The organism is Janthinobacterium kochi, assembly GCF_051380715.1.
Classification (GTDB): domain Bacteria; phylum Pseudomonadota; class Gammaproteobacteria; order Burkholderiales; family Burkholderiaceae_D; genus Janthinobacterium.
Window position 1 is genome coordinate 658805 of the sequence record NZ_JBNYXO010000002.1, and the last position, 22181, is coordinate 680985.

A 22181-nucleotide genomic window follows, 5' to 3' on the forward strand; every position below is an offset into this window, starting at 1 on the left:
CCGGTAACACCATTAATTAGCCCTTTTAAGTACCCTTATAGAAATTACCCCACCTGTATCCACGTCGTCTTCAACTCCGTGTACTTGTCCAGCGCGTGCAATGACTTGTCGCGCCCGTTGCCCGACTGTTTGTAGCCGCCGAACGGCACGGTGATGTCGTCGCCATCGTACTGGTTGACGTGCACGGTGCCCGCGCGCAGGGCGCGCGCCGTCTGGATGGCCTTGGTGATGTCGGACGTCCACACGGCCGCCTGCAAGCCGTACGGCGTGGCGTTGGCCTGTTGGATGGCTTCGGCGATATCCGTAAAGCCCAGCACGGACAGGACGGGGCCGAAGATCTCTTCGCGCGCAATCGTCATGCCGGCGTCCACGCCGAAGATGGTGGGCTGCACATAGTAGCCGCCCGTCTCAAGACACACGGCCTCGCCGCCGCCGAGCAACTGCGCGCCTTCGTTCTTGCCGGCCGCGATATAGCCCATCACCGTGTTCATCTGCGTGGCATCGACGATGGCGCCCATGACGGTGGCTTCGTCGAGCGGGTCGCCTGGCTGGAAGCGGGGCAGCATCGCCAGCGCCTTGGCCAGGAATTCCTGCTTGATCGATTCTTCCACAAACAGACGCGATGGCGCGTTGCAGCTTTCCCCCTGGTTGAAAAAGATGGAACCGACGGCGGCTGCCACGGCCTTGTCCAGGTCCGGGCAATCGGCGCAGACGATATTGGCGGACTTGCCGCCCAGTTCCGTCCACGCCCGTTTCAAATTCGACTGGCCCGCCATCTGCACGATCAACTTGCCTGTGCGCGTGGAGCCCGTAAAGCCGATGCAATCGACATCCATGTGCAGCGCCAGCGCGGCGCCCGCCTCGTGGCCATAGCCGGGCAGCACATTGAAGACGCCGGCCGGCACGCCCGCCTCCAGCGCGATATCGGCCAGGCGCAAGGCCGTCAATGGCGATTTTTCAGACGGTTTCAAGATCACGCTGTTTCCGGCCGCGAGGGCCGGCGCGATCTTCCAGGCAGCCATGATCATCGGGTAATTCCACGGCACGATGGCGGCGACCACACCGACCGGTTCGCGCGTGATCAGGGCCAGGCTGTTGGCGGGAGTCGGCGCGATTTCATCGTAGACCTTGTCGATCGCCTCGCCATACCAGCGCAGGCAGTTGGCCGTGGCACCCACGTCCACGCTCTGGCTGTACTTGATCGGTTTGCCCATGTCCAGGGTTTCCAGCAGGGCCAGCTCGGGGCCGTATTGCTGCACCAGGTCGGCGAACTTGATCAATATCCGCTTGCGCTGCGCGGGCGACTTGCCTGCCCAGCGGCGGTCCTCGAAGGCGGCGCGCGCGGCCAGCACGGCCGCATCCACGTCGGCAGTGTCGCAGCGGGCCACCTGCCCCAGCAGGCGCCCATCGATGGGCGACAGATTGTCGAAAGTCTGGCCGGACCTGGCCCAGGTGCGTTCGCCGTTGATGAAGGCGCGTCCATCGATCGTGAGCGCTGCGGCCCGTGCATGCCAGCTGGTGTTTTCCGTCATGGTCGTCTCCTGTGTCAGTGTAAGAGCAGCTTACTCCTGGTCTGCCAAATAGGCCGCAGACAGTTGCTTGCGGCGTTTCCGGTCGGCGCGCGCCAGCATCACGGCATACGCGATCACGGCGAGCGTCACCACCAGAATAGTCAGCGCGGCGATGGCATTGACGCGCGGGTCGAGCCCCAGGCGCGCGCGCGAGAAAATCACCAGCGGCATCGTCGTCGAACCGGGGCCGGACAAAAAGGCCGATAGCACCACGTCGTCCAGCGACAGGGTGAACGTCAGCAGCCAGGCCGAGGCCAGCGCCTGCGTAATGTTCGGCAGGGTCACGAGGAAGAACACCTGGTGCGCGCGGCAGCCCAGGTCCATGGCCGCTTCGGCCAACGATTTACTCATTTCCTGCAGGCGCGACTGCACCACCACGGCCGCATACGCCATGCCCAGCAGGGTATGCCCCAGCCAGATGGTCAGCACGCCGCGCTCGGGGAAACCAAAGACTTTTTGCATGGAGACCAGCATCAGCAGCAGGGACAGGCCGATGATCACTTCCGGCATCACCAGCGGCGCGCTGACCATGGATGAGAATAGGGTGCGGCCGCGGAAGCGCTGGTAATTGGTCAGCGCGAAGGCGGCGAAGGTGCCGAGGATGACGGACGAGGTGGCCGACATGAAGGCGATCTTCAGGGACAAACCAAAACCCGAGATGATTTCCGTATCGCTCATCAACTCGCTGTACCAGCGCAGCGAAAAGCCGCTCCACACCATGTCCTGGCGCGAGCTGTTGAACGAGAAGACGATCAGCACGATGATGGGCAGGTACAGGAACAGGTAGCCGAGCGAGAGCCAGCCGCGGCCGAACCAGCGCTGTAAAAAGGTACGTCCGTTCATGTGCGCTCCTCCGCGTCCTGGTCCGTCTTGTATTTGTTAAAAATGGCCATCGGCACGAGGATCAGCAAGACCACCAGCACCGTCACCGACGACGCCATGGCCCAGTCGTTATTCGTGAAATATTCATCCCACAGCACGCGGCCGATCATCAGGGTTTCCGGGCCGCCCAGCAGCTCGGGAATCACGTATTCGCCCACGGACGGGATGAACACCAGCATGGCACCGGCAATGATGCCCGACTTCGACAGCGGCACCGTGATGCGCCAGAATGCTTGCAAGGGTGTGGCGCCCAGGTCGGCCGCCGCTTCGAGATAGCGCATGTCCATTTTTACCAGGTTGGCATACAGGGGCAAAATCATGAAGGGCAGATAGGCGTACACCATGCCGACCACCAGCGAGAATGAGGTATTCATCATGTGCAGCGGTTCTTGCACGATACCCAGCGCGATCAGCAAATCGTTGAGCAAGCCGTGGTTGGCCAGAATGCCCTTCCACGCATACACGCGCAGCAGGAACGAGGTCCAGAATGGCAGCATCACCAGCATCATCAGCACGGGCCGGATGGACGGCCTGGCGCGCGCCATGAAGTAGGCGAACGGATAGCCGATGAAGAGGCAGATCGCGGTGGTAATGGCCGCATACTTGATGGAACTGAGGTAGGTGAGCAGATACAGTTCATCGGCGGCGATGAACAGGTAGTTGGCAATTTTCACCTTCAGCACGACGATGCCGTCGACATACGACAGCAAGCCACCGAACGGACTGCCCGCCGTGTCCATGTCGGATAGGCTGATGCGCAGCACGATCAGGAAAGGCACCAGGAAAGCGGCCGTCAGGAACAGCGACGGCACGGCGATGACGGCGTTGCGGCCCGTCAGCCAGCGCAAGGTGACGAAGTGGCGCAGCGATTGCAAGAGGGACGTCATGATGGCCTCAGCTGGTCAGCACGACGATGTCGGCGCCATCCCACCACACCCACACGCGCTGTTCGCGCTCCAGGCGCGCGGCGTCGTGGCGGGCCGCGTTGGTGCGCGAGACTTTCACCACCGTGCCGCTGTCGAGGCGCACGTGGTAGCTGGTTTCATTGCCAAAATACGCCATGGCGACGATCACGCCCTGGGCGCAGTTGTAGCCATGTTCCGCGGGCGACGCGCGCTCTTCCAAAGCGGGTGGCGCGAGCTGGATGCCGATTTTTTCGGGGCGCACGGCCACCGAGACATCCATGCCCAGGTTGCCCGTGATGCCGTGCGAGACATAGTGCTCGCCATCGGGCGTGGCGATCACCACGTGATCGGGTTCGTCCTGCGTGATGTGCCCGTCGAACAGGTTGACGCTGCCGATGAAGTCGGCCACGAAACGGCAGTTCGGCGTTTCGTAGATTTCGCCGGGCGCGCCCACTTGCAGGATGCGCCCCTCGCTCATGACGGCGATGCGCGTGGCCATGCTCATGGCCTCGTCCTGGTCGTGCGTGACCATCACGCAGGTCACGCCCACCTGCTCGATGATGTTGACCAGTTCCATCTGCGTGCGTTCACGCAGTTTCTTGTCGAGCGCGCCCAGCGGCTCGTCGAGCAGCAGCAATTGCGGACGCTTGGCAAGGCTGCGCGCCAGCGCCACGCGCTGCTGCTGGCCGCCCGACAGCTGGTGCGGCTTGCGTTTCGCGTATTGGCCCAGTTGCACCAGCGCCAGCATCTGCTCGACCCGCGCCGCCACTTCCGCTTTCGGCAAGCCGTCGCGGCGCAGGCCGAAGGCGATGTTGTCCCACACGGACAGGTGGGGGAACAGCGCGTACGACTGGAACATCATGTTGATGGGGCGCTGGTGCGGCGGCACATCGACGATGCTGTTACCCGCCAGGGCGATGCGCCCCGAGGTCGGCGTCTCGAAGCCGGCCAGCATGCGCAGCAGGGTCGACTTGCCGCAACCGGAACTACCGAGCAGGGCAAAAATCTCGCCCTTGTTGATCGTCACGGAAATATCATTGACGGCGCGCACGCCATCGAATTCCTTGACCAGTTGATCAATCAGCAAGAATGGCGCTGGGGCGTCGCTGGCCGACGCGGCTGGTGTTGCTATCGTCATGTGGGTGCTTTGGGTAAGAGGGTGTCAAAATGAAAAACTGGCCGCTGTAGGAGCGGCCAAGATGGAAGTTTAGCGGAACTGCCGCGATTCTGGTCCAAAAAAACTTGAGTTAGCGTCTATTTGGGTGAAAAACTGACACCAACCCCAGAGCAAACCCCGGGGTCGTACCCTGAGGGTACGACCCCAGCCCTTGCGTTTGGGTTCACTACACCCAGCCCTTCGCTTTCACATCCGCGTACGTCTTGTCCAGGCACACCCGTATCAATCCCACCATCTCGTCGATCTGCGCGCGCGTCATGACCAAGGGCGGGGCGACGATCATGCGCTCGCCCACAGCGCGCATGATGACACCGTTGTCGAACATGTGGCCGCGGCAGATCATGCCTACGCCCTGGCCCTCGTCGAACAGCTCGTTCTCATGCACGGTGGCGCCCTTCTTGCGTACCAGGTTCAGGCCCGCCACCAGGCCGCAGCTGTCCGCATAGCCCACCAGCGGATGCTCGCCCAGGCTGGCGAAGCACTGTTTCAGGTACGGCCCCGTATCCTCCGCCACCTTCGCCACCAACTGCTCTTCGTCGATGATGCGGATGTTTTCCAGCGCCGCCGCGCAAGCCACGGGGTGGCCCGAATACGTGAAACCGTGCGTGAATTCGCCGCCCTGCTCGATCAGCACCTTGGCCACCCTGTCGCCCACCAGCACGCCGCCCAGGGGCACATAGCCCGAAGTGACACCCTTGGCAAAGGTGATCAGGTCGGGCTTGATGCCGAACAGTTCGGAGCCGAACCAGCGGCCCAGGCGGCCGAAGCCGCAGATGACTTCATCGGCGATCAGGAGGATGCCGTACTTGTCGCAGATGCGTTGGACCTCGGGCCAGTACGTCGATGGCGGGATGATGACGCCACCGGCGCCCTGCACCGGCTCGCCGATGAAAGCGGCCACCTTGTCGGCGCCGATTTCCAGGATTTTCTCTTCCAGCCAGCCAGCCGCTTTTATACCGAATTCCTCGGGCGTCAAACCGTGCCCCGCTTCCAGGTAATTGGGCTGGCCGATATGCGCGATGCCGGGGATGGGCAAACCGCCCTGCGCATGCATGCCATCCATGCCGCCCAAGGATGCCCCTGCCACCGTGCTGCCGTGATACGCGTTGTGTCGGCTGATGATGGTGTGGCGCTCCTTGTAGCCCAGCAGATCCCAGTAGCGGCGCACCATGCGCAGGTTGGTGTCGTTGCCTTCCGAGCCGGAACTGGTGAAGAACACATGCTGGAACTGCGGTGGCGAAATCTGCGCCAGCTTGGCCGCCAGCTGCGCGGCCGGCACGTTCGTCGTGCCAAAGAAGCTGTTGTAGAACGGCAGCGTCTCCATCTGCCGGTACACGGCTTGCGAAATCGAGGTGCGGCCATAGCCCACGTTCACGCACCACAGGCCCGACATGCCATCGACGATTTTCTTGCCCTGGCTATCCCACAGGTAGACGCCGTCGCCGCGCACGATCACGCGCGCCCCCTTGCTGGCCAGGTCCTGGAAATCGGTGAATGGATGCAGGTAGTGGGCCGAGTCCATTTGCTGGATGGCGGCCGTGTCATACACCTGCGGTACGGCATTTTTCTGCGCCACGGAGGATACAAGAGCGGCGCTGGGCGCCAGCGGATTGTTTGTTGTGCTCATTACGATCCTTTCTTAAACGTGGAGCAGAAGATGTTCGCGCTCCCAGGGGCTGATGACGGTCATGAATTCCTGGTGTTCCAGGTCCTTGATGGCCGCATACACGTCGATGAAGCGCTCGCCCAGTACCGTGCGCAGCTTGTCTTCCGCGCGCAGCAGTTGCAGGGCTTCGGGCAAGCCTTGCGGCAGCTCGAATTTCATGTCGTAGGCGCTGCCCACCATCATCGGCGTCGCTTCCAGCTGCTCCGTCATGCCCAGATATCCGCAGGCCAGCGTCACGGCCAGGGCCAGGTAGGGATTCGCGTCGGCGCCGATGATGCGGTTTTCCACGCGGCGGTCCTGCACGCCCGACTCGGGCACGCGAAAACCCACGGTGCGGTTGTCCAGGCCCCACTGGATGTTGATGGGTGCGGCCGTGTGGCGCACGATGCGGCGGTAGGAGTTTACGTAGGGCGCGACAATGGCCATGGCCGACGGCATGTAGCGCTGCAAGCCCGCAATGTAATGCTTGAAGATGGGCGCGGCCGAACCATCGTCGTTGCTGAAGATATTCAAGCCCGTCTTCGCGTCGACGACACTCTGGTGCACATGCATGGCGGACCCCGGCTCGCCGGCCATGGGCTTGGCCATGAAGGTGGCGTACATATCGTGTTTCAAGGCAGCTTCGCGCAGGGTGCGTTTGAAGAAGAAGACCTTGTCGGCCAGGCCCAGCGGGTCGCCGTGCAGGAAGTTGATTTCCATCTGGCCCGCACCGATCTCATGGATCAGGGTATCGACGTCAAGATTCATCAGTTCGCAGTAATCGTAGATATCCTCGAACAGCGGGTCAAACTCGTTGACGGCATCGATGCTGTACACCTGGCGGCTGGTCTCGGCCCGGCCGCTGCGCCCGATGGGCGGCTTCAGCGGCAAGTCCGGGTCCGTGTTTTTCGCCGTCAGGTAAAACTCCAGCTCCGGCGCCACCACGGGCTTCCAGCCCTTGTCCGCATACAGTTTCAGCACGCGCCGCAGCACAGATCTTGGAGCAAAATCGACCAGCGCGCCATCGGAAAAATAGCAATCGTGGATGACTTGCGCGGTGGGGTCCGTGGCCCACGGCACCATGGTGATGGTGGTGGGATCGGCCTTCAAGATCATGTCGCGGTCGGTGCTGGAAATGGCGCGGTCGTAGCCACCGTCGTCGACCGGGTAATTGCCCGTCACCGTCATGCCCAGCACCGCTTCAGGGATGCGCATGCCGCGCTCCTGGGTGAATTTCCCGCGCGGCAGTATCTTCCCGCGCGCCACGCCCGTCAAGTCGGGCACCAGGCATTCGATTTCCGTGACGCGCTTTTCATTGAGCCACAAATCCATATCCGTATAAGTGAAATTTTCGCGTATTGCCATGTTTCCCTCTCGTTGGTCTTGCGCTTTTCCTGATCAAGCGCCACATGCTGCGGGCGGCGCGCCCTTCTACTCTGCTGTCATCCTGTCCTGTCATTCTTTCTGTGCTGCTGTTCCTGGTAATCGCGGCATGCCTGGCCGAAGGCGCCGAACAGGCGCATCGACTGCGGATTGTCTTCCACCTGCCATTCCGGGTGCCATTGCACGGCCAGCGTAAAACCGGCGGCGCTGGCCACCGTATAGGCTTCCACCAGGCCGTCGTCGGCCAGGGCATCCACCAGCAAGCCATCGGCCAGCCGGGCGATGCCCTGGCCATGCAGGGAATTGACCATCATCTCGCTCTCGCCGCCCAGCAGGCGTGACAACAGGCCGCCCGGTATCAACTTGATGCGGTGCGCGGGCGCGTACTGGCGCGCCAGGGGATCGAGCACGTTTTCCCGGTGGTCCAGCATGCCCGGCACGGCATGCACGGCCTGGTGCAAGCTGCCGCCCAAAGCCACGTTCACTTCCTGGAAGCCGCGGCAGATGGCGAGCAGGGGCAGCTGGCGCGCCAGCGCGGCGCGGATCAGCGGCAAGGTGGTGGCGTCGCGCGCAGGGTCTTGCGGCAGGTCGGGATGCAGGATGTCTTCGCCATACAGGCGAGCGTCGACGTTCGAGGCGGAACCGGTCAGCATGACGCCATCGGCGATCTGCAGCGCCGTGTCCAGGTCCGCGTCAGCTCCCAGGGCAGGCAGCAGCAGCGGCAGGCAGCCGGCGCCATGCAGCACGGCGTGCAGGTACTTGTCCTGCGCCATGTGCCAGGCATGGTTTCCCAGCTGGCGCTGGCAGGCAGGAACGAGAACGATGGGATGGCGCATGGAGCTTCCTCGCTGGCGTGACGATCCAATGACAGCGCCATGACAGCGCTGCCGCTCGCTTCACTGTACAGCAGAGCCGGCAGGGGCGGCCACACCGAAGGACGTGGCCAGCGGTGGGACACATCGCCTACACTACGGCTTTGCATTATTGCCCTTACTAAAATCATCATATGCCCGTCCGGCGCCAAATACCAGCGCCGCCGGCAAAGTCCCTTACTTTCTCATGCATCCACACCGTTTTCCAGCCATCCCGAACACCTTTTCCACCCTGCGGGGGCAATCATGAAGCATATGCCATGGCGTGACTTCTTCGCCCTCGTGGTCAGCATCGGCGTGGTGGGCCTTGGCTTGGGCGCCACCATGCCGCTCACGGCCCTGACCCTGCACCAGCGCGGCGTGGGCACGGACATCATCGGCATGATCACGGCCGTCAGCGCGCTCGGCATCCTGGCCGCCTCGCCCTTTGTCTCGCGCTGGGTGGGGCGGTTTGGCGCGCGCGCCACCATGCTGGGCGCCGTGTGGGCGGCATCGCTGGCGACAATCGCCATGCAGTTCACCGACCATCTGCTGGCGTGGAGCGTGCTGCGTTTCCTGTTCGGCGGCGCCATGGGCGTGCTGTTTACCATCGGCGAGGCGTGGGTCAACCGCCTGGCGCCCGACAATTCACGCGGACGCGTGGTGGCCATGTACACCACCAGCTTTACCTTTTTCCAGCTGATCGGCCCGGCTCTCGTGGCGCTGTTCAATGACAAGATCAGCTGGAGCTTCGCCGCCTGCGGCCTGCTGTTTTTACTGGCCGTGCCGGGCCTGATGCTGATCTCGAACAGCGGCCCGGAACGCGCAGCGGAAGAGCAGGGTGTGAAATGGACGTTGATCTTGCCGCGCATGCCGATGATCGTGCTGGGCGCCGCCTTCTTTGCCCTGTTCGACACCCTGGCATTGAGCCTCCTGCCGCTGTATGCGATGGAGCACGGCATCAGCACGGACCTGGCCCTGCTGTCGGCCACCGTGGTGCTGGTGGGCGACACGGGCCTGCAGTTCGCCCTGGGATGGATGGCCGACCGCTTCGGCCGCGCCAAAGTCCACGCAGCCTGCGGCGTGGCCGTCTGCCTGCTGCTGCCGCTGCTACCGTTTGCCGTCGGTACGCCGTGGCTGTGGTGGACCTTGCTGCTGTTGCTGGGCGCGGCGGCGGGCGGCATCTACATGCTGGCGCTGGTCGCCTGCGGCGAGCGGTTTACCGGACTGTCGCTGACCAGCGCCAGCGCCATCGTCAACGCCACCTGGGGCGTGACCAGCGGCGGTGGTCCCCTGCTGACGGGCGTGTTGATGCAGTCGGTAGGCGTGAACGCCCTGCCGGCCGTGATGTGGGTGTGCTGCGCAATTTTCGTCGGCAGCGCCGTGTGGGAACGCAGGAAGGGGATCGTGTAACGCGCTACTTTTTTTCCAGCCGCTGTCGCAGCTCCTCGGCCACGGGATAGTCGGGATAGGCCTGCCGGAACGCAGCCCATTCCTCCTGCGCCAGCGTGCCCTCACCTGCCTTGAGTAGCGCGTCGATCTTCACCAGCCATACGCCAGCATCGAGCCTGGCCGGCGACGGCAGCGGCGCCGCCTTTGCCGCGACGGGCGCGGGCATGGCCAGCGCGCGCTGTACCGGTGCCTGGCGCCGCAGGCTGAACTCGGCCTGCATGGCGGCTTGCTGCTCCATTGCCTCCCGCATTGCCGGGGGAGGTGGCGGGGCCGGTGGCGCTGGTACTGACACGGGTGCTGGCGCCGGCTCGGCTTGCGCCGGCGGCCTCGGTGCCGCCTTGGCCATGACGCGCGGTGCTGGCGGTAGTGGCGCAAACTCACTCGCAGGTGCAGCGGCCGGTGCAATGACCGGTGCGGCTGCCTGCATCACCTCCTGCGTGACCGGTTCCCCGACCACGGGAAATTGCGCCGGCTTCGAGCCGAACCAGTCCACGCCGATCAGGTTCACCGTCAGCAGCACGGCGGCGGCCAGCCCCAGCGGAATGCGCCAGCGCTGCAGGTAGTCGGGCGCCTTCTTGACGGGCAAGGTGCGCAGCACGCCATCGGCGCTGTCGTTCGCAGCTGCCGGTTGGTGCAGGGCTTTCTCTGCATCGGCCAGGATGGCCGCATCGAGCGCGCTGGAAGGCGCTGGCTGCGGCAAGCTGGCCAGCAGCGCCTTCAATTCTGCGTCATGCACTTCGTCGTTATCTTGATCGTGCGTATTCATGCCTGCCCTCCCACGCTGTCCAGTCCGGCCCGCAACTTCTGCATGGCATAGCGCAGCCGGCTCTTGACGGTTTCCGCCTCCGCCCCCGTCACCACGGCGATCTCGAGGATGCTCATGCCGCTGAACTGCTGCAGCACCAACGCTTCCTTTTGCTCCACCGGCAGCGCGGCGATGGCCGCATGCAGCAGCGCATGCTGCTGTTTCTGCTCCAGCGATTGCGGCGGCGATGCGCCCTCGTCCGCCACTTCGCCCACGTCTTCGTGTTCCTGTCCTTCTCGCTGGCGCAGGAGGTCGATCAGGCGGTTGCGCGCGATCTGGTACAGATAGGTGCGAAACGCCGCCTGCGGCTGGTAGCCTGCGCGCGCCGCATGCAGGCTGGCCCAAGCATCCTGCACGATCTCGTCCACCCAGGCGCGGCGTGGCGCACGCCAGGCCACGAAGCGGTACAGGCCCTGGCTATGGCGCCGGTACAATTCGCGAAACGACGGCAGGTCGCCGGCGCTGTAGCGCAGCATCAGCTCTTCATCCGTCGCGGTGAGTAAAGTGTCGGGCATGCGGAGCAGTGTAGCCGAACTGCGCGGCAGCGACAATTTCCCTACGCCTTCAGCGTGCAGAGGACGCAATGGGCGCATAGCTGACGCGGCGCACTTCGCGGATCTGTCCATCCCTGAGCGTCCCTTCCACCAATTCATAGCCGAGCAAGGCGAAGACCCGGCCCTGCAGGAACAGGGGCCGCGCATTGCCGTACCAGTCCACGCAGGACGCGCGGCAGCCGTCGTCCGGTGTTTGGCCTGGCCGCGCCGCCAGCGCGCCCAGTTCCGTCAACTGCAAGCCGCTGTTGCGCAGATAGAGAACGGATGCGGCTGACTTGTTGAGGCCTGGCCGCTCGTCCGCGCCCAGGATGGGCAGGCCGATCACACCCTCGCTGGCCGTGTGCGGCTTGTAGAAAAAGCCGTGGCTGCGCGACTCGCCCTGCGCCGCGTCGGCGCGGATGTAGCGCGTGGCAATCGCTGCCTGCGCCCCCAGGCGGATGCTGCTGAAGTGCAGATCCTTGCCCTGCGCGCCGATCACCACGGCATCATTGCCCAGCGCCTCGATACGCTCCACGCCGTGCGGCAGGGACAAGGCTTGTACGCTGCCCGCATCGGCCCAGCGCACGGCATACAGGGGCTGGCGCGGCCAGGCCTGGTCCGCCTGACGGCGTCCTGCATTGCCGGGATGGCCGTACAACAGATACGCTCCCACGTAGCGGTTCTGCAAGCCGTAACCAGCACCACCGGGCAGCGGCTGATAGCTGCTCGCGGGCGCACTGTCGCGGCCATCGGAAAACGACGTCAATAGCACGCGCAGCAGGGCCATGTCGCCCCGGCCCCGCGCGCCATCCCACATGGCGTCGCCCTGGCCTTCGGCGCGCAGCAGCACGTTCAGGTGGCCGTCAGCGCTTTCCAGGAACGAGAACTGGTCAACGGGTGCGCCAGCCACCTTCAGGGCGCTGGGCGCCGTGCCATCGAGGGGAATGCGGAACACGCCCGAGTCGCGGCCGCGGCGCGTGGTCCACACGAAAACGGATTCGCCCGACACATAAAACACGCGGCCCTGCGGCCCCATCACGGCAGTCGCTTCGCAGCGCATGTCGCGCTGCGCCAGGTCGCACACGGTGACCGTATGCAGGGTCAGAGCAAAGCCCGTTTCGGGTTCTTCATCGGTGCGGTAGATGCGCGTGGCCGGCGCGATGCGCTTGAAGTCGGACGGCACTGCGTCAGGGCGCCAGCGGCGCAGCGCGGGAAAGCCGCCAAACGGATCGCCCCGGCGCAAGTTCAGCGACAGAGGCGAATAGAACACCAGTTTGCTGCCGATCAGGCGGCTGGCGTAATTACGCGACGAGTAATAATCGTTGGAGCGCAAATGATACGTGGCGCGGTAGGCCAGCTTGCCGTTTGCATCGATGTCGAACAGGCCGATTTCCGTGCCGCCACGGCTGTAGCTGTAGCCGATCACCACCAGCGTATCGCCGTCGATCAGCATCTCGTCATACCAGCTGCCCGACGGATCGCTGCCCGGCGCGTACGCATCGAGCGACGACACAGGCTGCAAGGCATTGCCACCCACCTGCACGGTGAACAGCTTGCCGCGCCGCAGCATCACCAGGTGCTTGCCATGCAGCTTGACGATGCCGCCCTCGTCCACGCCCGCCGTCTGCACATTGGTGACGGATTCGGCCGCTTCTGCCGATGCTGCCGGTGCGGCTTTCGCCGCCATCGGTGCAGGAGAAGCGGGAGGGGCAGGCGGCGCCGACATGTACTGCGCCGTGGCGCGCTGCAGTTTCTGCTGTTCCTTTTGCCGGGCCTCCTGGCGCGCCTGCAACTGCTGCAGGTAGCTGCTCAAGGCCTGCTCGCTGGCGAACGGCGCCAGGGTCTTGCGCGGCGCCGTGCCGGCGGCGTGGCTGCCTGCCGACAGCAACAGGGACAGTATGAATGTAATCTTGAGGGCGGTGGACATCGCTTCTTCTCCGGTTGGCTGGGGTGTCAACCATGAAACGCAGCAGCGCAGGAAAAGGGGTTAAACGCGCGTGAAAATATTCAGAAAATATTCACGCAGCGTTCAGCTTACTCAAAACCGCGTATGCGGTCGCCATTGAAATTGGGCAGGCGCCACTCGAAGTGCAGGGCCAGGAAACGGAACAGGAAACCGGCGCCGATGGACGCCAGCTGCGCCACGGCGCTGTCGACCTTGAAGTGCAGCAAGCCGACATACAGGGCGCCCGTAAACAGCGCCACTGTGGCATACACTTCGCGCTGCAGCACGAGGGGAATCTGGTTGCACAGAATATCGCGCAGCAGGCCGCCAAAGACGCCCGTGATCATCCCCGCCAGCACGACGATGGCCGGATGCATCTTGGCCGACATGGCGATGTCGCAGCCGATCACGCAAAACGCCACCAGGCCCAGTCCATCGACCAGCAAGAAAATGGCGCGCAAATGGTGCAGGTAGCGCGCGACAAAGGCCGTGACGATGGCCGCGCCGATGGTAAACAACAGGTATTCCGGATGCGCGATCCAGCCCAGCGGATAGTGCCCCAGCAGCACATCGCGCACGGTGCCGCCACCGAGCGCCGTGACGGTGCCGATCATGCAAATGCCGAACAAATCCATGCCGCGCCGCATGCCCATGATGGCGCCGGACATCGCTTCGGCGACAATCGCCACCAGGTAAATCGTATATAACAGCATGCTCTTACTCTTCCGAAAATGATTTGAGAATTTGTTCGCGTTCGCGCGCTTCGCTCAGGGTGCGTGCCTCGTTCGTGCCCGTACTGGAGCCGCCATTGCCAGCGTCACCGTGCGCCATGCGCGTGTCCGCACCATCGCTGCCGCAGCCGACACTGCTGTGGATAAAGGCAAAGTTATCCTTCAGGCAATCGCCGGCCAGGTATTCGGCATACACATAGTCGCCATCGAGCAGCGCCAGGCCAGGCGGTTCGGCCAGCACCTGTTCGCGCCGGCCTTGCACTGCCACCTGCATGTAGTCGCGCCAGACGGGCAGAGCCAGGGTGCCGCCGGTAGCGTTGCCCAGGCTTTTCGGCTGGTCGTAGCCGAGCCATACGACGGAGACCAGGCCCGAAGAATAGCCGGCGAACCAGGCGTCATAGGCATTGTTCGAGGTGCCCGTCTTGCCGGCCGCGTCGCCGCGCCCCAGCGCCAGCGCACCGCGTCCCGTGCCGCTCTTGACGACGTCGCGCAGCATGCTGTCCATGACGTAGGCATTGCGCGTGGAGATGACTTGCGTGCCTGGTGCCGGCTCGCTCTTGGCGCGTGGCGCCGCATCGCTGAACAGCACCACGCCGCTGCGGCTGCGCACTTCCTTGATCAGCTTTGGCGGCATCTGCATGCCGCCGTTGGCGAACACCGCATACGACTGCGCCAGCTGCAGCGGCGTGACGGCGCCCGCGCCCAACGCCAGCGGCAGCGAGACAGGATTGCGCGCGCCCTCGAAGCCGAAGCGCGTGGCGTAGCGCTGCACGTAGCCGGGACCGGCCGCCTGCATCAGGCTGACGGCCACCAGGTTTTTCGAGCGCACCAGGCCGCGCCGCACGCTGATGAAGCCTTCATAGTTGTTGCCATAATTGCGCGGACGCCACGGCCGCGCGCCCGTTTCCTGCGGCAGCAGCAGGCGCTGCGTATCGTCCACGGCCGTGCCGGGAAAATATCCCTTTTCCAGCGCCGCCGAATACACGAAGGGCTTGAAGCTGGAACCGGGCTGGCGGTAGGCCTGCGTGGCGTGGTTGTAGTGATTGCGGTAGAAATCGAAGCCGCCCGCCATGGCGACGATTTCGCCGCTGTGTGCCTCGACGGAAATGAGCGCGCCTTCCATCTCGGGCAACTGGCTCACCAGCCAGCACTTCTTTGCCGCGTCGTGCGCCACGCGAATCACGCTGCCCTCGACGATGGCGCGCTTGCCATCCCATTGCAGCTTGCCGCCCAGGCGCGCATCCGAGGCGGTCAGCACGATCTCGTCGCCATTGCGCAGCTGCGCCGTCAGCTGGCGCTTGCCGCTCGTCTCGACCTTGCGTACCAGGGCGGCGCGTAATTCTCCGCTGTCCGGATAGGCGGCCAGCTGGCGCGCCACGCTGTCTGCGGAGGTAAGCAGGCGCGCTTCCGGGCCACGGTAGCCACGCCGCGCCTGCGCATTCAATAGCCCATCGCGCAGCGACTTGTCAGCCGCGATTTGCGGCGCCATGCGGATGGTCGTCGTCACGTCCAGGCCCATGCTGTAGGCGCCTTCCGGATAGCTTTGCAAAATCAATTGACGCGCTTCCTCGACCGCATACGCGGCCGCGTGCACGGAGCTGTTGCGGTCCTTGTTCAGGACCAGTTTTTCCGCCACGGCCGCATCGTATTCGGCCGGCGTGATGTAGCCGAGTTCGCGCATGCGCTGCAGGATGTAGTGCTGGCGCACGCTGGCGCGCTGCGGATTGGCGACGGGGTTATAGGCCGACGGCGCCTTCGGCAAGCCCGCCAGCATGGCCGCTTCGGCGATGCTGACCTCGGCCAGGGGCTTGTCGAAATAGATGTTCGAAGCGGCGGAAAAGCCGTAGGAGCGCTCGCCCAGGTAAATCTGGTTCATATACAGTTCCAGCAGCTTGTCCTTGCCGTAGTGCTGTTCCAGCTTGTAGGCGAGCAGCATTTCCGTCAGCTTGCGCTGCACGGTCTTTTCGCGCGACAGGAAAAAGTCGCGCGCCACCTGCATGGTGATGGTGCTGGCACCCTGCGCATGATGGCCCGTGACGATGTTGGCGAGCGTGGCGCGCGTCAAGCCATAGAAATCGACGGCGCCATGCTCGTAGAAACGCGCATCCTCGATGGCCAGCAAGGCCTGGCGCATGTGCAGCGGGATATCTTTCAATGGCAAGAATTCGCGGCGCTCTTCGCCGTATTCAGCCAGCAGCTCACCTTCGCTGGAGAAAATGCGCAGGGGCAGCGCAGGCTTGTACTGCGCCAGGTGCTCGACGGCGGGCAAATTCTGCCATGCCTGGCGCAGCCACCAGCCGCCCGTCAGGGCTAGGGACAAGCCCAGGCCCAGGGTCAATCCCAGGCCGAATTTCAGATTGCGCGTCAGCCTGGATGGCGACTTGCGGGTGGTAGTGTCGTTCGCTTGTGCTTCCATGGTGGTATTCCCTTGCTGCCAGGAGGCCGCACGCTGGCGCGCGGCACTCCATCAAAGAGACATTGTGCATTGCAACACGCCTACCCTTATGAAAAGTAAGTATTATTTAGTATTGATAAATTTTTCTTATGCAAGGCAATGACCATGGATCTCAATCCCAAGCACACGGAAGCGTTCCGCGCCGTCGTCGAAACGGGCAGCTTCGAGCAGGCGGCGCTGCGGCTGCACCTGAGCTCGCCCGCCATTTCGCAGCGCGTGCGGGCGCTGGAAAGCCAGCTGGGCAATGCCTTGATCGTGCGCAGCCGTCCAGCACGCGCCACGCGCATGGGTCAGCGCCTGATGCAGTATCTGAAACGCGCCAAGCTGCTGGAAGCGGACTTGCAGGCGGAGCTGGCGGTGCAGCAGGACGCCCCGCTGACCCTGGTGCTGGCGCTGAACGCCGATTCGATGGGCACCTGGTTTTTTCCCGCCCTGTCCGAGGTGCTGATACGTGAGCGCGTGCTGCTGGACCTGACCGTGGAAGACCAGGACCACACCTACACCTTGCTGGAAACGGGCATGGCCATCGGCTGCATCAGCACGGAACCCAAACCCATGCGCGGCTGCACGGCCGAGCCGCTGGGCGTGATGCGCTACTGGCTGGTGGCCACGCCCGCGTTCCGCCAGCAGTGGTTCGCGCACGGCCTGACGCGCAAGGCGGCGCGCACGGCGCCCGTCGTCGCCTACACGCGCAAGGACACCCTGCAATCGTCGTTCCTGCAAGAGGCGCTGGGGCTGCCCGAAGGGGCCTACCCCTGCCATTACGTGCCCGGCGCCACCTCGCACTTCAACGCCATCCGCTACGGCCTCGGCTACGGCATGGTACCCGAGCTGCTGCTCAAGGCGAACACGGATGGCGAGCTGGTGGAAATGCTCACGCCCAAGACACCGGCCGACGTGACCTTGTACTGGCACACGTGGAAGGTGCAATCGCCGCGCATGGAACAGCTGTCGCGGCAAATCGTCGCGGCGGCGCGCAAGATCCTCAAATAGCTGTCGCGGCATGCCCTGGCGCTTGAGGGGCGCCCGCTCCAGGCTGCGAAAGCCGATGTCTTACAACAGCAGCCCTGCGACGATATGCGCGGCGTGTTGCGCCAGGCTGCAACAGCGGCTGTCACGCAATGGCACAGCAGTATCGGCCTTGCCCGGGAATGGCGCTAGCATGCAATTTGCTTATCTACCCTGCCGATCTTCAATCGTTGACCAGGAAAGCCATGCCCACCTATGCCCTGCTGTTCGCCCTGCTGTTCCCTGCCTCCGTCCATGCCCAGGAAAACCAGGACGAAGGCGATCTCAGCTACAAAGCCTATGTGCACAGCGACAAGCGCATCAAGTGTTTGTACGGCTATGCGGCCGACAAGACGGGCGACCATGCGGCCGCCGTCGCCATCTTTGAAGACTGCATCCGGCGCTGGAACGATGTGTATTCGATGATTTGGCTGGCCCAGCTGTATGAAACGGGCGTGGGCGTGCCGAAGGACTTGGCGCAGGCGACGGCGCTGATGCGGCGCGGCGCGCATACCAATGATGACGCCGCCTATGCGCGGCTGGCGCGCTACCACTATGGCGTGGCGCTGGCCGAAGGCCGGGGCACGCCGCAGGATATTGCCCAGGCCAAGACCTGGCTACGCCAGGCGGCGCAGGAAGGCATGCGGGAGGCAGGCGATTATCTGGACCACCTGGAGCGCGCGGCGCCATAGGCGCTGCGCCAGCGTCGATTATGCCGTTGCTTCGTAGCGGGCCAGGCGGGTCGCCATGCGCGGCGCCAGCTCGTGGCCGGCCGTGACCGTCACTTCCAGGTCGTTCAGCAAGCCATCTTTCAAGCCATAGACCCAGCCATGGACGCTGAGTTCCTGGCCCCGTTCCCACGCATCTTGCACGATGGTGGTCTGGCACACGTTCAAGACCTGTTCGACCACGTTCAGTTCGCACAGGCGGTCGCCGCGCTGGCGGCTCGTCAGCACGTCGCCCAGGTAGCGTTCGTGCTTCTGGCCCACGTCCTGCACGTGGCGCAGCCAGTTGTCGACCAGGCCGATGCGCGTGCCCGTCATGGCCGCATGCACGCCCTTGCAGCCGTAATGGCCGACGATGATGACATGTTTGACTTTCAGCACGTCCACGGCAAATTGCAGGACGGACAGGCAGTTCAGGTCGGAATGCACGACCACGTTGGCAATATTTCTGTGCACAAACACGTCGCCAGGCGCCATGCCCAGCAGTTCGTTGGCGGGCACGCGGCTGTCGGAGCAGCCGATCCACAGGTATTCGGGCGACGTTTGCGCTTCCAGGTTCTTGAAGAAGTTAGGGTCTTTCGCCACCATCGAGTCGGCCCAGCGGCGGTTACGCTGCAGCAGTTCCGCCAGGGCCAGGCCATTTTTCTGTTCGGTCATATCGCTCCCATTGTGTAAGCACGACTGAGGGAGGCAGATCGCGCCCATAGGCCGGCGATGTGCGCACATTGCTCAGTCGTAGTGAAAAAAACGCCGGGATGTTGAAGCATCCCGGCGCATGGTATTACGTGTGCTTACTCAAAAAAATCCTTGACCTTGTCTTTCCAGGTCTTGCTTTGCGGACTGTGCTTGGCACCGCCCTCGGTGGTCGACTTTTCAAAGTCGCGCAGCAGGTCTTTCTGTTTTTCCGTCAGCTTCACGGGTGTCTCGATCGCCACGTGGCAGAACAGGTCGCCTGCGTAACCGGAGCGCACGCCCTTGATCCCCTTGCCTTTCAGGCGGAAGGTCTTGCCCGACTGGGTGCCTTCAGGAATCGTAAACGACACTTTGCCGTTCAGGGTCGGCACTTCGATTTCGCCACCCAGGGCCGCCTTGGTGAACGAGATCGGCATTTCGCAATGCAGGTCGTCGCCTTCGCGCTGGAACACGGCGTGCGGCTTGATGTGGATTTCCACATACAGGTCGCCCGCCGGACCGCCATTCGTGCCCGGTTCGCCGTTGCCGGACGAACGGATACGCATGCCGTTATCGATACCCACTGGTATCTTGACTTCCAGGGTCTTGTTGCGCTTGATGCGACCGGCGCCGCCGCACGGCGTGCAGGGGTCAGTGATGACCTTGCCGCTGCCATGGCATTTCGGGCAGGTTTGCTGGATGCTGAAGAAACCTTGCTGCATGCGCACCTGGCCGTGACCACCGCAAGTACCGCAGGTGGTCGGCGAAGTACCGGGCTTGGCGCCACTGCCGTGGCAGGTGTCGCATTTGTCCCAGCTCGGCACGCGGATGGTCGTGTCGAAGCCGTGCGCAGCTTGCTCCAGTGTAATTTCCAGGTTGTAGCGCAAGTCGGCGCCACGGTACACCTGTGGCCCGGCATTGCGGCTGCGTCCACCACCACCACCAAAGATGTCGCCGAAGATATCGCCGAAGCTGTCGGCAAAGCCGCCAGCACCGCCACCGAAGCCGCCACCGCCGCCCATGTTCGGGTCCACGCCGGCGTGACCATAACGGTCATACGCTTCGCGCTTTTCCGGATTGGTCAGCATTTCGTAAGCTTCTTTGACTTCCTTAAACTTTTCTTCCGATTCCTTGCTATCCGGATTGCGGTCCGGATGGTATTTCATCGCCAGTTTACGGTAAGACTTTTTGATCTCTTCTTCCGAAGCATTTTTTGCGACACCGAGTGTCTCGTAAAAATCACGCTTTGCCATGTTGTCGGCACCTTGCAGTCTATCTACTGATGTAAAAATTACACGAAAAAGCCGAGTCGAGTGCTGCACTGGGCAACGACTCGGCTCGGCCGGTCTTCGCGGCTAATCCCGCGATGTAGCGTTCAGCCCGGCTGCCCCCAGTTCATGGGAGCGCAAGACATTACTTGCTGTCTTTGACTTCTTTGAAGTCAGCGTCAACAACATCGTCTTGCTTGGCGCCTGCGTCCGATGCGCCAGCAGCTTGCTGTGCACCTTCCGCGCCGCCGGCAGCTTGCTGCGCTTGCATGTCGGCATACATTTTTTCGCCCAGTTTCTGCGATGCGCTCGACAGTGCAGCCACCTTGGTGTCGATCTCAGCCTTGTCGCCCGCCTTGATGCTTGCTTCCAGGTCGGTGATCGCCGCTTCGATCTTCTCTTTCTCGCCCGCATCGAGCTTGTCGCCGTATTCGGTCAAGGATTTCCGGGTCGAGTGTACCAGAGCATCGGCCTGGTTGCGCGACTCGGCCAATTCTTTGACCTTCTTGTCTTCTTCCGCGTTCAACTCGGCGTCTTTCACCATCTTCTGGATTTCAGCCTCGGTCAAGCCGGAATTGGCCTTGATCGTGATCTTGTTTTCCTTGCCGGTGGCCTTGTCTTTCGCGCCGACGTGCAAGATGCCGTTGGCGTCGATGTCGAAGGTCACTTCGATCTGCGGCGTGCCGCGCGACGACGGTGGAATGCCTTCCAGATTGAATTCACCCAGGCCTTTGTTGCCGGCGGCGATTTCGCGCTCACCCTGGAAGACCTTGATGGTCACCGCAGGCTGATTGTCGTCGGCCGTCGAGAACACCTGGCTGAACTTGGTCGGAATCGTCGTGTTTTTGTGGATCATCTTGGTCATCACGCCGCCCAGGGTTTCGATGCCCAGGGACAGAGGGGTGACGTCCAGCAACAGCAAATCTTTACGTTCGCCCGACAGGACCGAACCTTGAATCGCTGCGCCCACTGCCACGGCTTCGTCCGGATTCACGTCCTTGCGTGGATCTTTGCCGAAGAATTCCTTCACTTTTTCCTGTACCTTCGGCATACGCGTCATGCCGCCGACCAGGATAATGTCATCGATGTCCGACACTTTCACGCCAGCATCTTTGATGGCGATGCGGCATGGTTCCATCGTCGCGATGATCAGTTCTTCCACCAGCGACTCCAGCTTGGCGCGGGTCATCTTCAGGTTCAGGTGGACCGGCGCGCCGTTCGCCATGGCGATGTACGGCTCGTTGATCTCGGTTTGTTGCGACGACGACAATTCGATCTTCGCGCGCTCGGCCGAAGCCTTGATGCGCTGCAGAGCGATCGGATCTTTTTTCAGATCGATGCCGTTGATCTTCTTGAACTCGTCGATGATGTAATCGATGATGCGCTGGTCGAAGTCTTCGCCGCCCAGGAAGGTGTCGCCATTGGTCGACAGCACTTCAAATTGTTTCTCGCCATCAACATCTGCGATTTCGATGATCGACACGTCGAACGTACCGCCGCCCAAGTCATACACGGCGATTTTACGGTCGCCTTTTTCGGTCTTGTCCAGGCCGAACGCCAGCGCTGCCGCGGTTGGCTCGTTGATGATGCGCTTGACGTCCAGACCAGCGATACGGCCGGCATCCTTGGTCGCTTGACGCTGCGAGTCGTTGAAATACGCAGGCACGGTGATGACGGCTTCGGTAACTTCTTCACCGAGGTAGTCTTCTGCCGTTTTCTTCATCTTGCGCAGCACTTCAGCGGAAATTTGTGGCGGCGCCAGTTTTTTGTCGCGTACGCCGATCCATGCATCGCCGTTGTCGGCTTTCATGATTTGGTACGGCATCAGGGCGATGTCTTTTTGCACTTCTTTTTCGTCGAACTTGCGACCGATCAGACGCTTGACTGCGTACAGCGTGTTTTTCGGATTGGTCACGGCCTGGCGTTTCGCCGGCGCGCCGACGAGAATTTCGCCATCTTCTTGATAAGCAATAATCGACGGCGTCGTGCGTGCGCCTTCAGCGTTTTCGATTACCTTTGGTTGACCGTTTTCCATGATGGAAACGCAGGAATTCGTGGTTCCCAGATCGATACCGATAATTCTACCCATGATTTTTTTCCTTTTATTTGCTAGATTTCAGATGGTTCTTATATGTGGCAAAGCGGCATGGTTTCAAGGCTTGCTTGATGCCGC

18 protein-coding genes are annotated in these 22181 nt (G+C 62.8%); 3 read left to right on the forward strand and 15 right to left on the reverse strand.

The window, feature by feature from the left end:
• Positions 1 to 44 precede the first annotated feature (44 nt).
• The 7 genes from ACQ4WL_RS07330 to ACQ4WL_RS07360 all read right to left on the reverse strand — a co-directional run bounded on the left by ACQ4WL_RS07330 (position 45) and on the right by ACQ4WL_RS07360 (position 8399).
• Positions 45 to 1532 (reverse strand): aldehyde dehydrogenase, encoded by a 1488-nt coding sequence (locus ACQ4WL_RS07330; RefSeq protein WP_436509018.1) that lies wholly within the window; start codon positions 1530 to 1532, stop codon positions 45 to 47.
• Positions 1533 to 1562: 30 nt separating this feature from the next.
• Positions 1563 to 2414 (reverse strand): ABC transporter permease, encoded by an 852-nt coding sequence (locus ACQ4WL_RS07335; RefSeq protein WP_436509019.1) that lies wholly within the window; start codon positions 2412 to 2414, stop codon positions 1563 to 1565.
• Positions 2411 to 3340 carry an ABC transporter permease subunit gene (locus ACQ4WL_RS07340; protein WP_436509020.1) on the reverse strand — a complete coding sequence of 310 codons (930 nt, stop codon included), beginning with the start codon at positions 3338 to 3340 and terminating at the stop codon, positions 2411 to 2413. The genes ACQ4WL_RS07335 and ACQ4WL_RS07340 overlap by 4 nt, the downstream gene beginning before the upstream one ends.
• Before the next feature lie 7 nt (positions 3341 to 3347).
• Positions 3348 to 4496 (reverse strand): ABC transporter ATP-binding protein, encoded by a 1149-nt coding sequence (locus ACQ4WL_RS07345; RefSeq protein ID WP_436509022.1) that lies wholly within the window; start codon positions 4494 to 4496, stop codon positions 3348 to 3350.
• 205 nt (positions 4497 to 4701) lie between these two features.
• Positions 4702 to 6162 (reverse strand): aspartate aminotransferase family protein, encoded by a 1461-nt coding sequence (locus ACQ4WL_RS07350; RefSeq protein ID WP_436509023.1) that lies wholly within the window; start codon positions 6160 to 6162, stop codon positions 4702 to 4704.
• A 12-nt stretch (positions 6163 to 6174) separates the two neighbouring features.
• Entirely contained in the window at positions 6175 to 7545 is a 1371-nt protein-coding gene (locus ACQ4WL_RS07355; protein ID WP_071075305.1) for a glutamine synthetase family protein, read from the reverse strand.
• 77 nt (positions 7546 to 7622) lie between these two features.
• Positions 7623 to 8399, reverse strand: coding sequence for a gamma-glutamyl-gamma-aminobutyrate hydrolase family protein (locus ACQ4WL_RS07360; protein WP_436509024.1), 777 nt, complete (start codon positions 8397 to 8399; stop codon positions 7623 to 7625).
• A 282-nt stretch (positions 8400 to 8681) separates the two neighbouring features.
• Between ACQ4WL_RS07360 and ACQ4WL_RS07365 the strand changes: the two genes are divergently transcribed.
• Positions 8682 to 9827 (forward strand): MFS transporter, encoded by a 1146-nt coding sequence (locus ACQ4WL_RS07365; RefSeq protein ID WP_436509025.1) that lies wholly within the window; start codon positions 8682 to 8684, stop codon positions 9825 to 9827.
• Positions 9828 to 9831: 4 nt separating this feature from the next.
• Here ACQ4WL_RS07365 and ACQ4WL_RS07370 read toward each other — a convergent pair whose 3' ends face one another.
• From ACQ4WL_RS07370 to ACQ4WL_RS07390, 5 genes are all read right to left on the reverse strand, one after another.
• Positions 9832 to 10632, reverse strand: coding sequence for a hypothetical protein (locus tag ACQ4WL_RS07370; protein WP_436509026.1), 801 nt, complete (start codon positions 10630 to 10632; stop codon positions 9832 to 9834).
• On the reverse strand, positions 10629 to 11186 hold the full coding sequence (locus ACQ4WL_RS07375) for a sigma-70 family RNA polymerase sigma factor (protein WP_436509027.1): 558 nt from the start codon (positions 11184 to 11186) through the stop codon (positions 10629 to 10631). Before ACQ4WL_RS07375 ends, ACQ4WL_RS07370 begins: the two co-directional genes overlap by 4 nt.
• A 49-nt stretch (positions 11187 to 11235) precedes the next feature.
• The gene (locus ACQ4WL_RS07380) at positions 11236 to 13131 is read right to left on the reverse strand and encodes a beta-propeller domain-containing protein (protein ID WP_436509028.1); all 1896 of its coding nucleotides are present in this window, start codon (positions 13129 to 13131) and stop codon (positions 11236 to 11238) included.
• 107 nt (positions 13132 to 13238) lie between these two features.
• A complete protein-coding gene (locus ACQ4WL_RS07385; RefSeq protein ID WP_436509029.1) occupies positions 13239 to 13862 on the reverse strand; it encodes a trimeric intracellular cation channel family protein in 624 nt (207 codons plus the stop codon).
• Between the two features lie 4 nt (positions 13863 to 13866).
• On the reverse strand, positions 13867 to 16296 hold the full coding sequence (locus ACQ4WL_RS07390) for a penicillin-binding protein 1A (RefSeq protein WP_436509030.1): 2430 nt from the start codon (positions 16294 to 16296) through the stop codon (positions 13867 to 13869).
• 138 nt (positions 16297 to 16434) lie between these two features.
• On the opposite strand from ACQ4WL_RS07390, the gene ACQ4WL_RS07395 reads away from it, so the two are divergent.
• Positions 16435 to 17328: an HTH-type transcriptional regulator ArgP gene (locus ACQ4WL_RS07395; RefSeq protein ID WP_436509031.1), complete on the forward strand. Its 894-nt coding sequence runs from the start codon at positions 16435 to 16437 to the stop codon at positions 17326 to 17328.
• Between the two features lie 221 nt (positions 17329 to 17549).
• Positions 17550 to 18035, forward strand: a complete 486-nt coding sequence (locus tag ACQ4WL_RS07400; protein WP_436509032.1) for a tetratricopeptide repeat protein — start codon at positions 17550 to 17552, stop codon at positions 18033 to 18035.
• Between the two features lie 18 nt (positions 18036 to 18053).
• Here the strand turns inward: ACQ4WL_RS07400 and can are convergent, their stop codons facing one another.
• The 3 genes from can to dnaK form a co-directional block, all read right to left on the reverse strand.
• The gene (can, locus tag ACQ4WL_RS07405) at positions 18054 to 18725 is read right to left on the reverse strand and encodes a carbonate dehydratase (protein WP_131685712.1); all 672 of its coding nucleotides are present in this window, start codon (positions 18723 to 18725) and stop codon (positions 18054 to 18056) included.
• 134 nt (positions 18726 to 18859) lie between these two features.
• Positions 18860 to 19993 carry a molecular chaperone DnaJ gene (dnaJ, locus tag ACQ4WL_RS07410; RefSeq protein ID WP_010401694.1) on the reverse strand — a complete coding sequence of 378 codons (1134 nt, stop codon included), beginning with the start codon at positions 19991 to 19993 and terminating at the stop codon, positions 18860 to 18862.
• Between the two features lie 160 nt (positions 19994 to 20153).
• Positions 20154 to 22097: a molecular chaperone DnaK gene (dnaK, locus tag ACQ4WL_RS07415; RefSeq protein ID WP_071075291.1), complete on the reverse strand. Its 1944-nt coding sequence runs from the start codon at positions 22095 to 22097 to the stop codon at positions 20154 to 20156.
• Between the last annotated feature and the right edge of the window lie 84 nt (positions 22098 to 22181).

Coding starts and splice junctions, on each gene's coding strand:
- ACQ4WL_RS07400 (WP_436509032.1), top strand. CDS start 17,550: ATGCCCACCTATGCCCTGCTGTTCGCCCTGCTGTTCCCTGCCTCCGTC.
- ACQ4WL_RS07370 (WP_436509026.1), bottom strand. CDS start 10,632: ATGAATACGCACGATCAAGATAACGACGAAGTGCATGACGCAGAATTG.
- ACQ4WL_RS07390 (WP_436509030.1), bottom strand. CDS start 16,296: ATGGAAGCACAAGCGAACGACACTACCACCCGCAAGTCGCCATCCAGG.
- ACQ4WL_RS07340 (WP_436509020.1), bottom strand. CDS start 3,340: ATGACGTCCCTCTTGCAATCGCTGCGCCACTTCGTCACCTTGCGCTGG.
- ACQ4WL_RS07395 (WP_436509031.1), top strand. CDS start 16,435: ATGACCATGGATCTCAATCCCAAGCACACGGAAGCGTTCCGCGCCGTC.
- can (WP_131685712.1), bottom strand. CDS start 18,725: ATGACCGAACAGAAAAATGGCCTGGCCCTGGCGGAACTGCTGCAGCGT.
- ACQ4WL_RS07330 (WP_436509018.1), bottom strand. CDS start 1,532: ATGACGGAAAACACCAGCTGGCATGCACGGGCCGCAGCGCTCACGATC.
- dnaJ (WP_010401694.1), bottom strand. CDS start 19,993: ATGGCAAAGCGTGATTTTTACGAGACACTCGGTGTCGCAAAAAATGCT.
- ACQ4WL_RS07350 (WP_436509023.1), bottom strand. CDS start 6,162: ATGAGCACAACAAACAATCCGCTGGCGCCCAGCGCCGCTCTTGTATCC.
- ACQ4WL_RS07365 (WP_436509025.1), top strand. CDS start 8,682: ATGAAGCATATGCCATGGCGTGACTTCTTCGCCCTCGTGGTCAGCATC.
- ACQ4WL_RS07375 (WP_436509027.1), bottom strand. CDS start 11,186: ATGCCCGACACTTTACTCACCGCGACGGATGAAGAGCTGATGCTGCGC.
- ACQ4WL_RS07335 (WP_436509019.1), bottom strand. CDS start 2,414: ATGAACGGACGTACCTTTTTACAGCGCTGGTTCGGCCGCGGCTGGCTC.
- ACQ4WL_RS07385 (WP_436509029.1), bottom strand. CDS start 13,862: ATGCTGTTATATACGATTTACCTGGTGGCGATTGTCGCCGAAGCGATG.
- ACQ4WL_RS07345 (WP_436509022.1), bottom strand. CDS start 4,496: ATGACGATAGCAACACCAGCCGCGTCGGCCAGCGACGCCCCAGCGCCA.
- ACQ4WL_RS07360 (WP_436509024.1), bottom strand. CDS start 8,399: ATGCGCCATCCCATCGTTCTCGTTCCTGCCTGCCAGCGCCAGCTGGGA.
- ACQ4WL_RS07380 (WP_436509028.1), bottom strand. CDS start 13,131: ATGTCCACCGCCCTCAAGATTACATTCATACTGTCCCTGTTGCTGTCG.
- ACQ4WL_RS07355 (WP_071075305.1), bottom strand. CDS start 7,545: ATGGCAATACGCGAAAATTTCACTTATACGGATATGGATTTGTGGCTC.
- dnaK (WP_071075291.1), bottom strand. CDS start 22,097: ATGGGTAGAATTATCGGTATCGATCTGGGAACCACGAATTCCTGCGTT.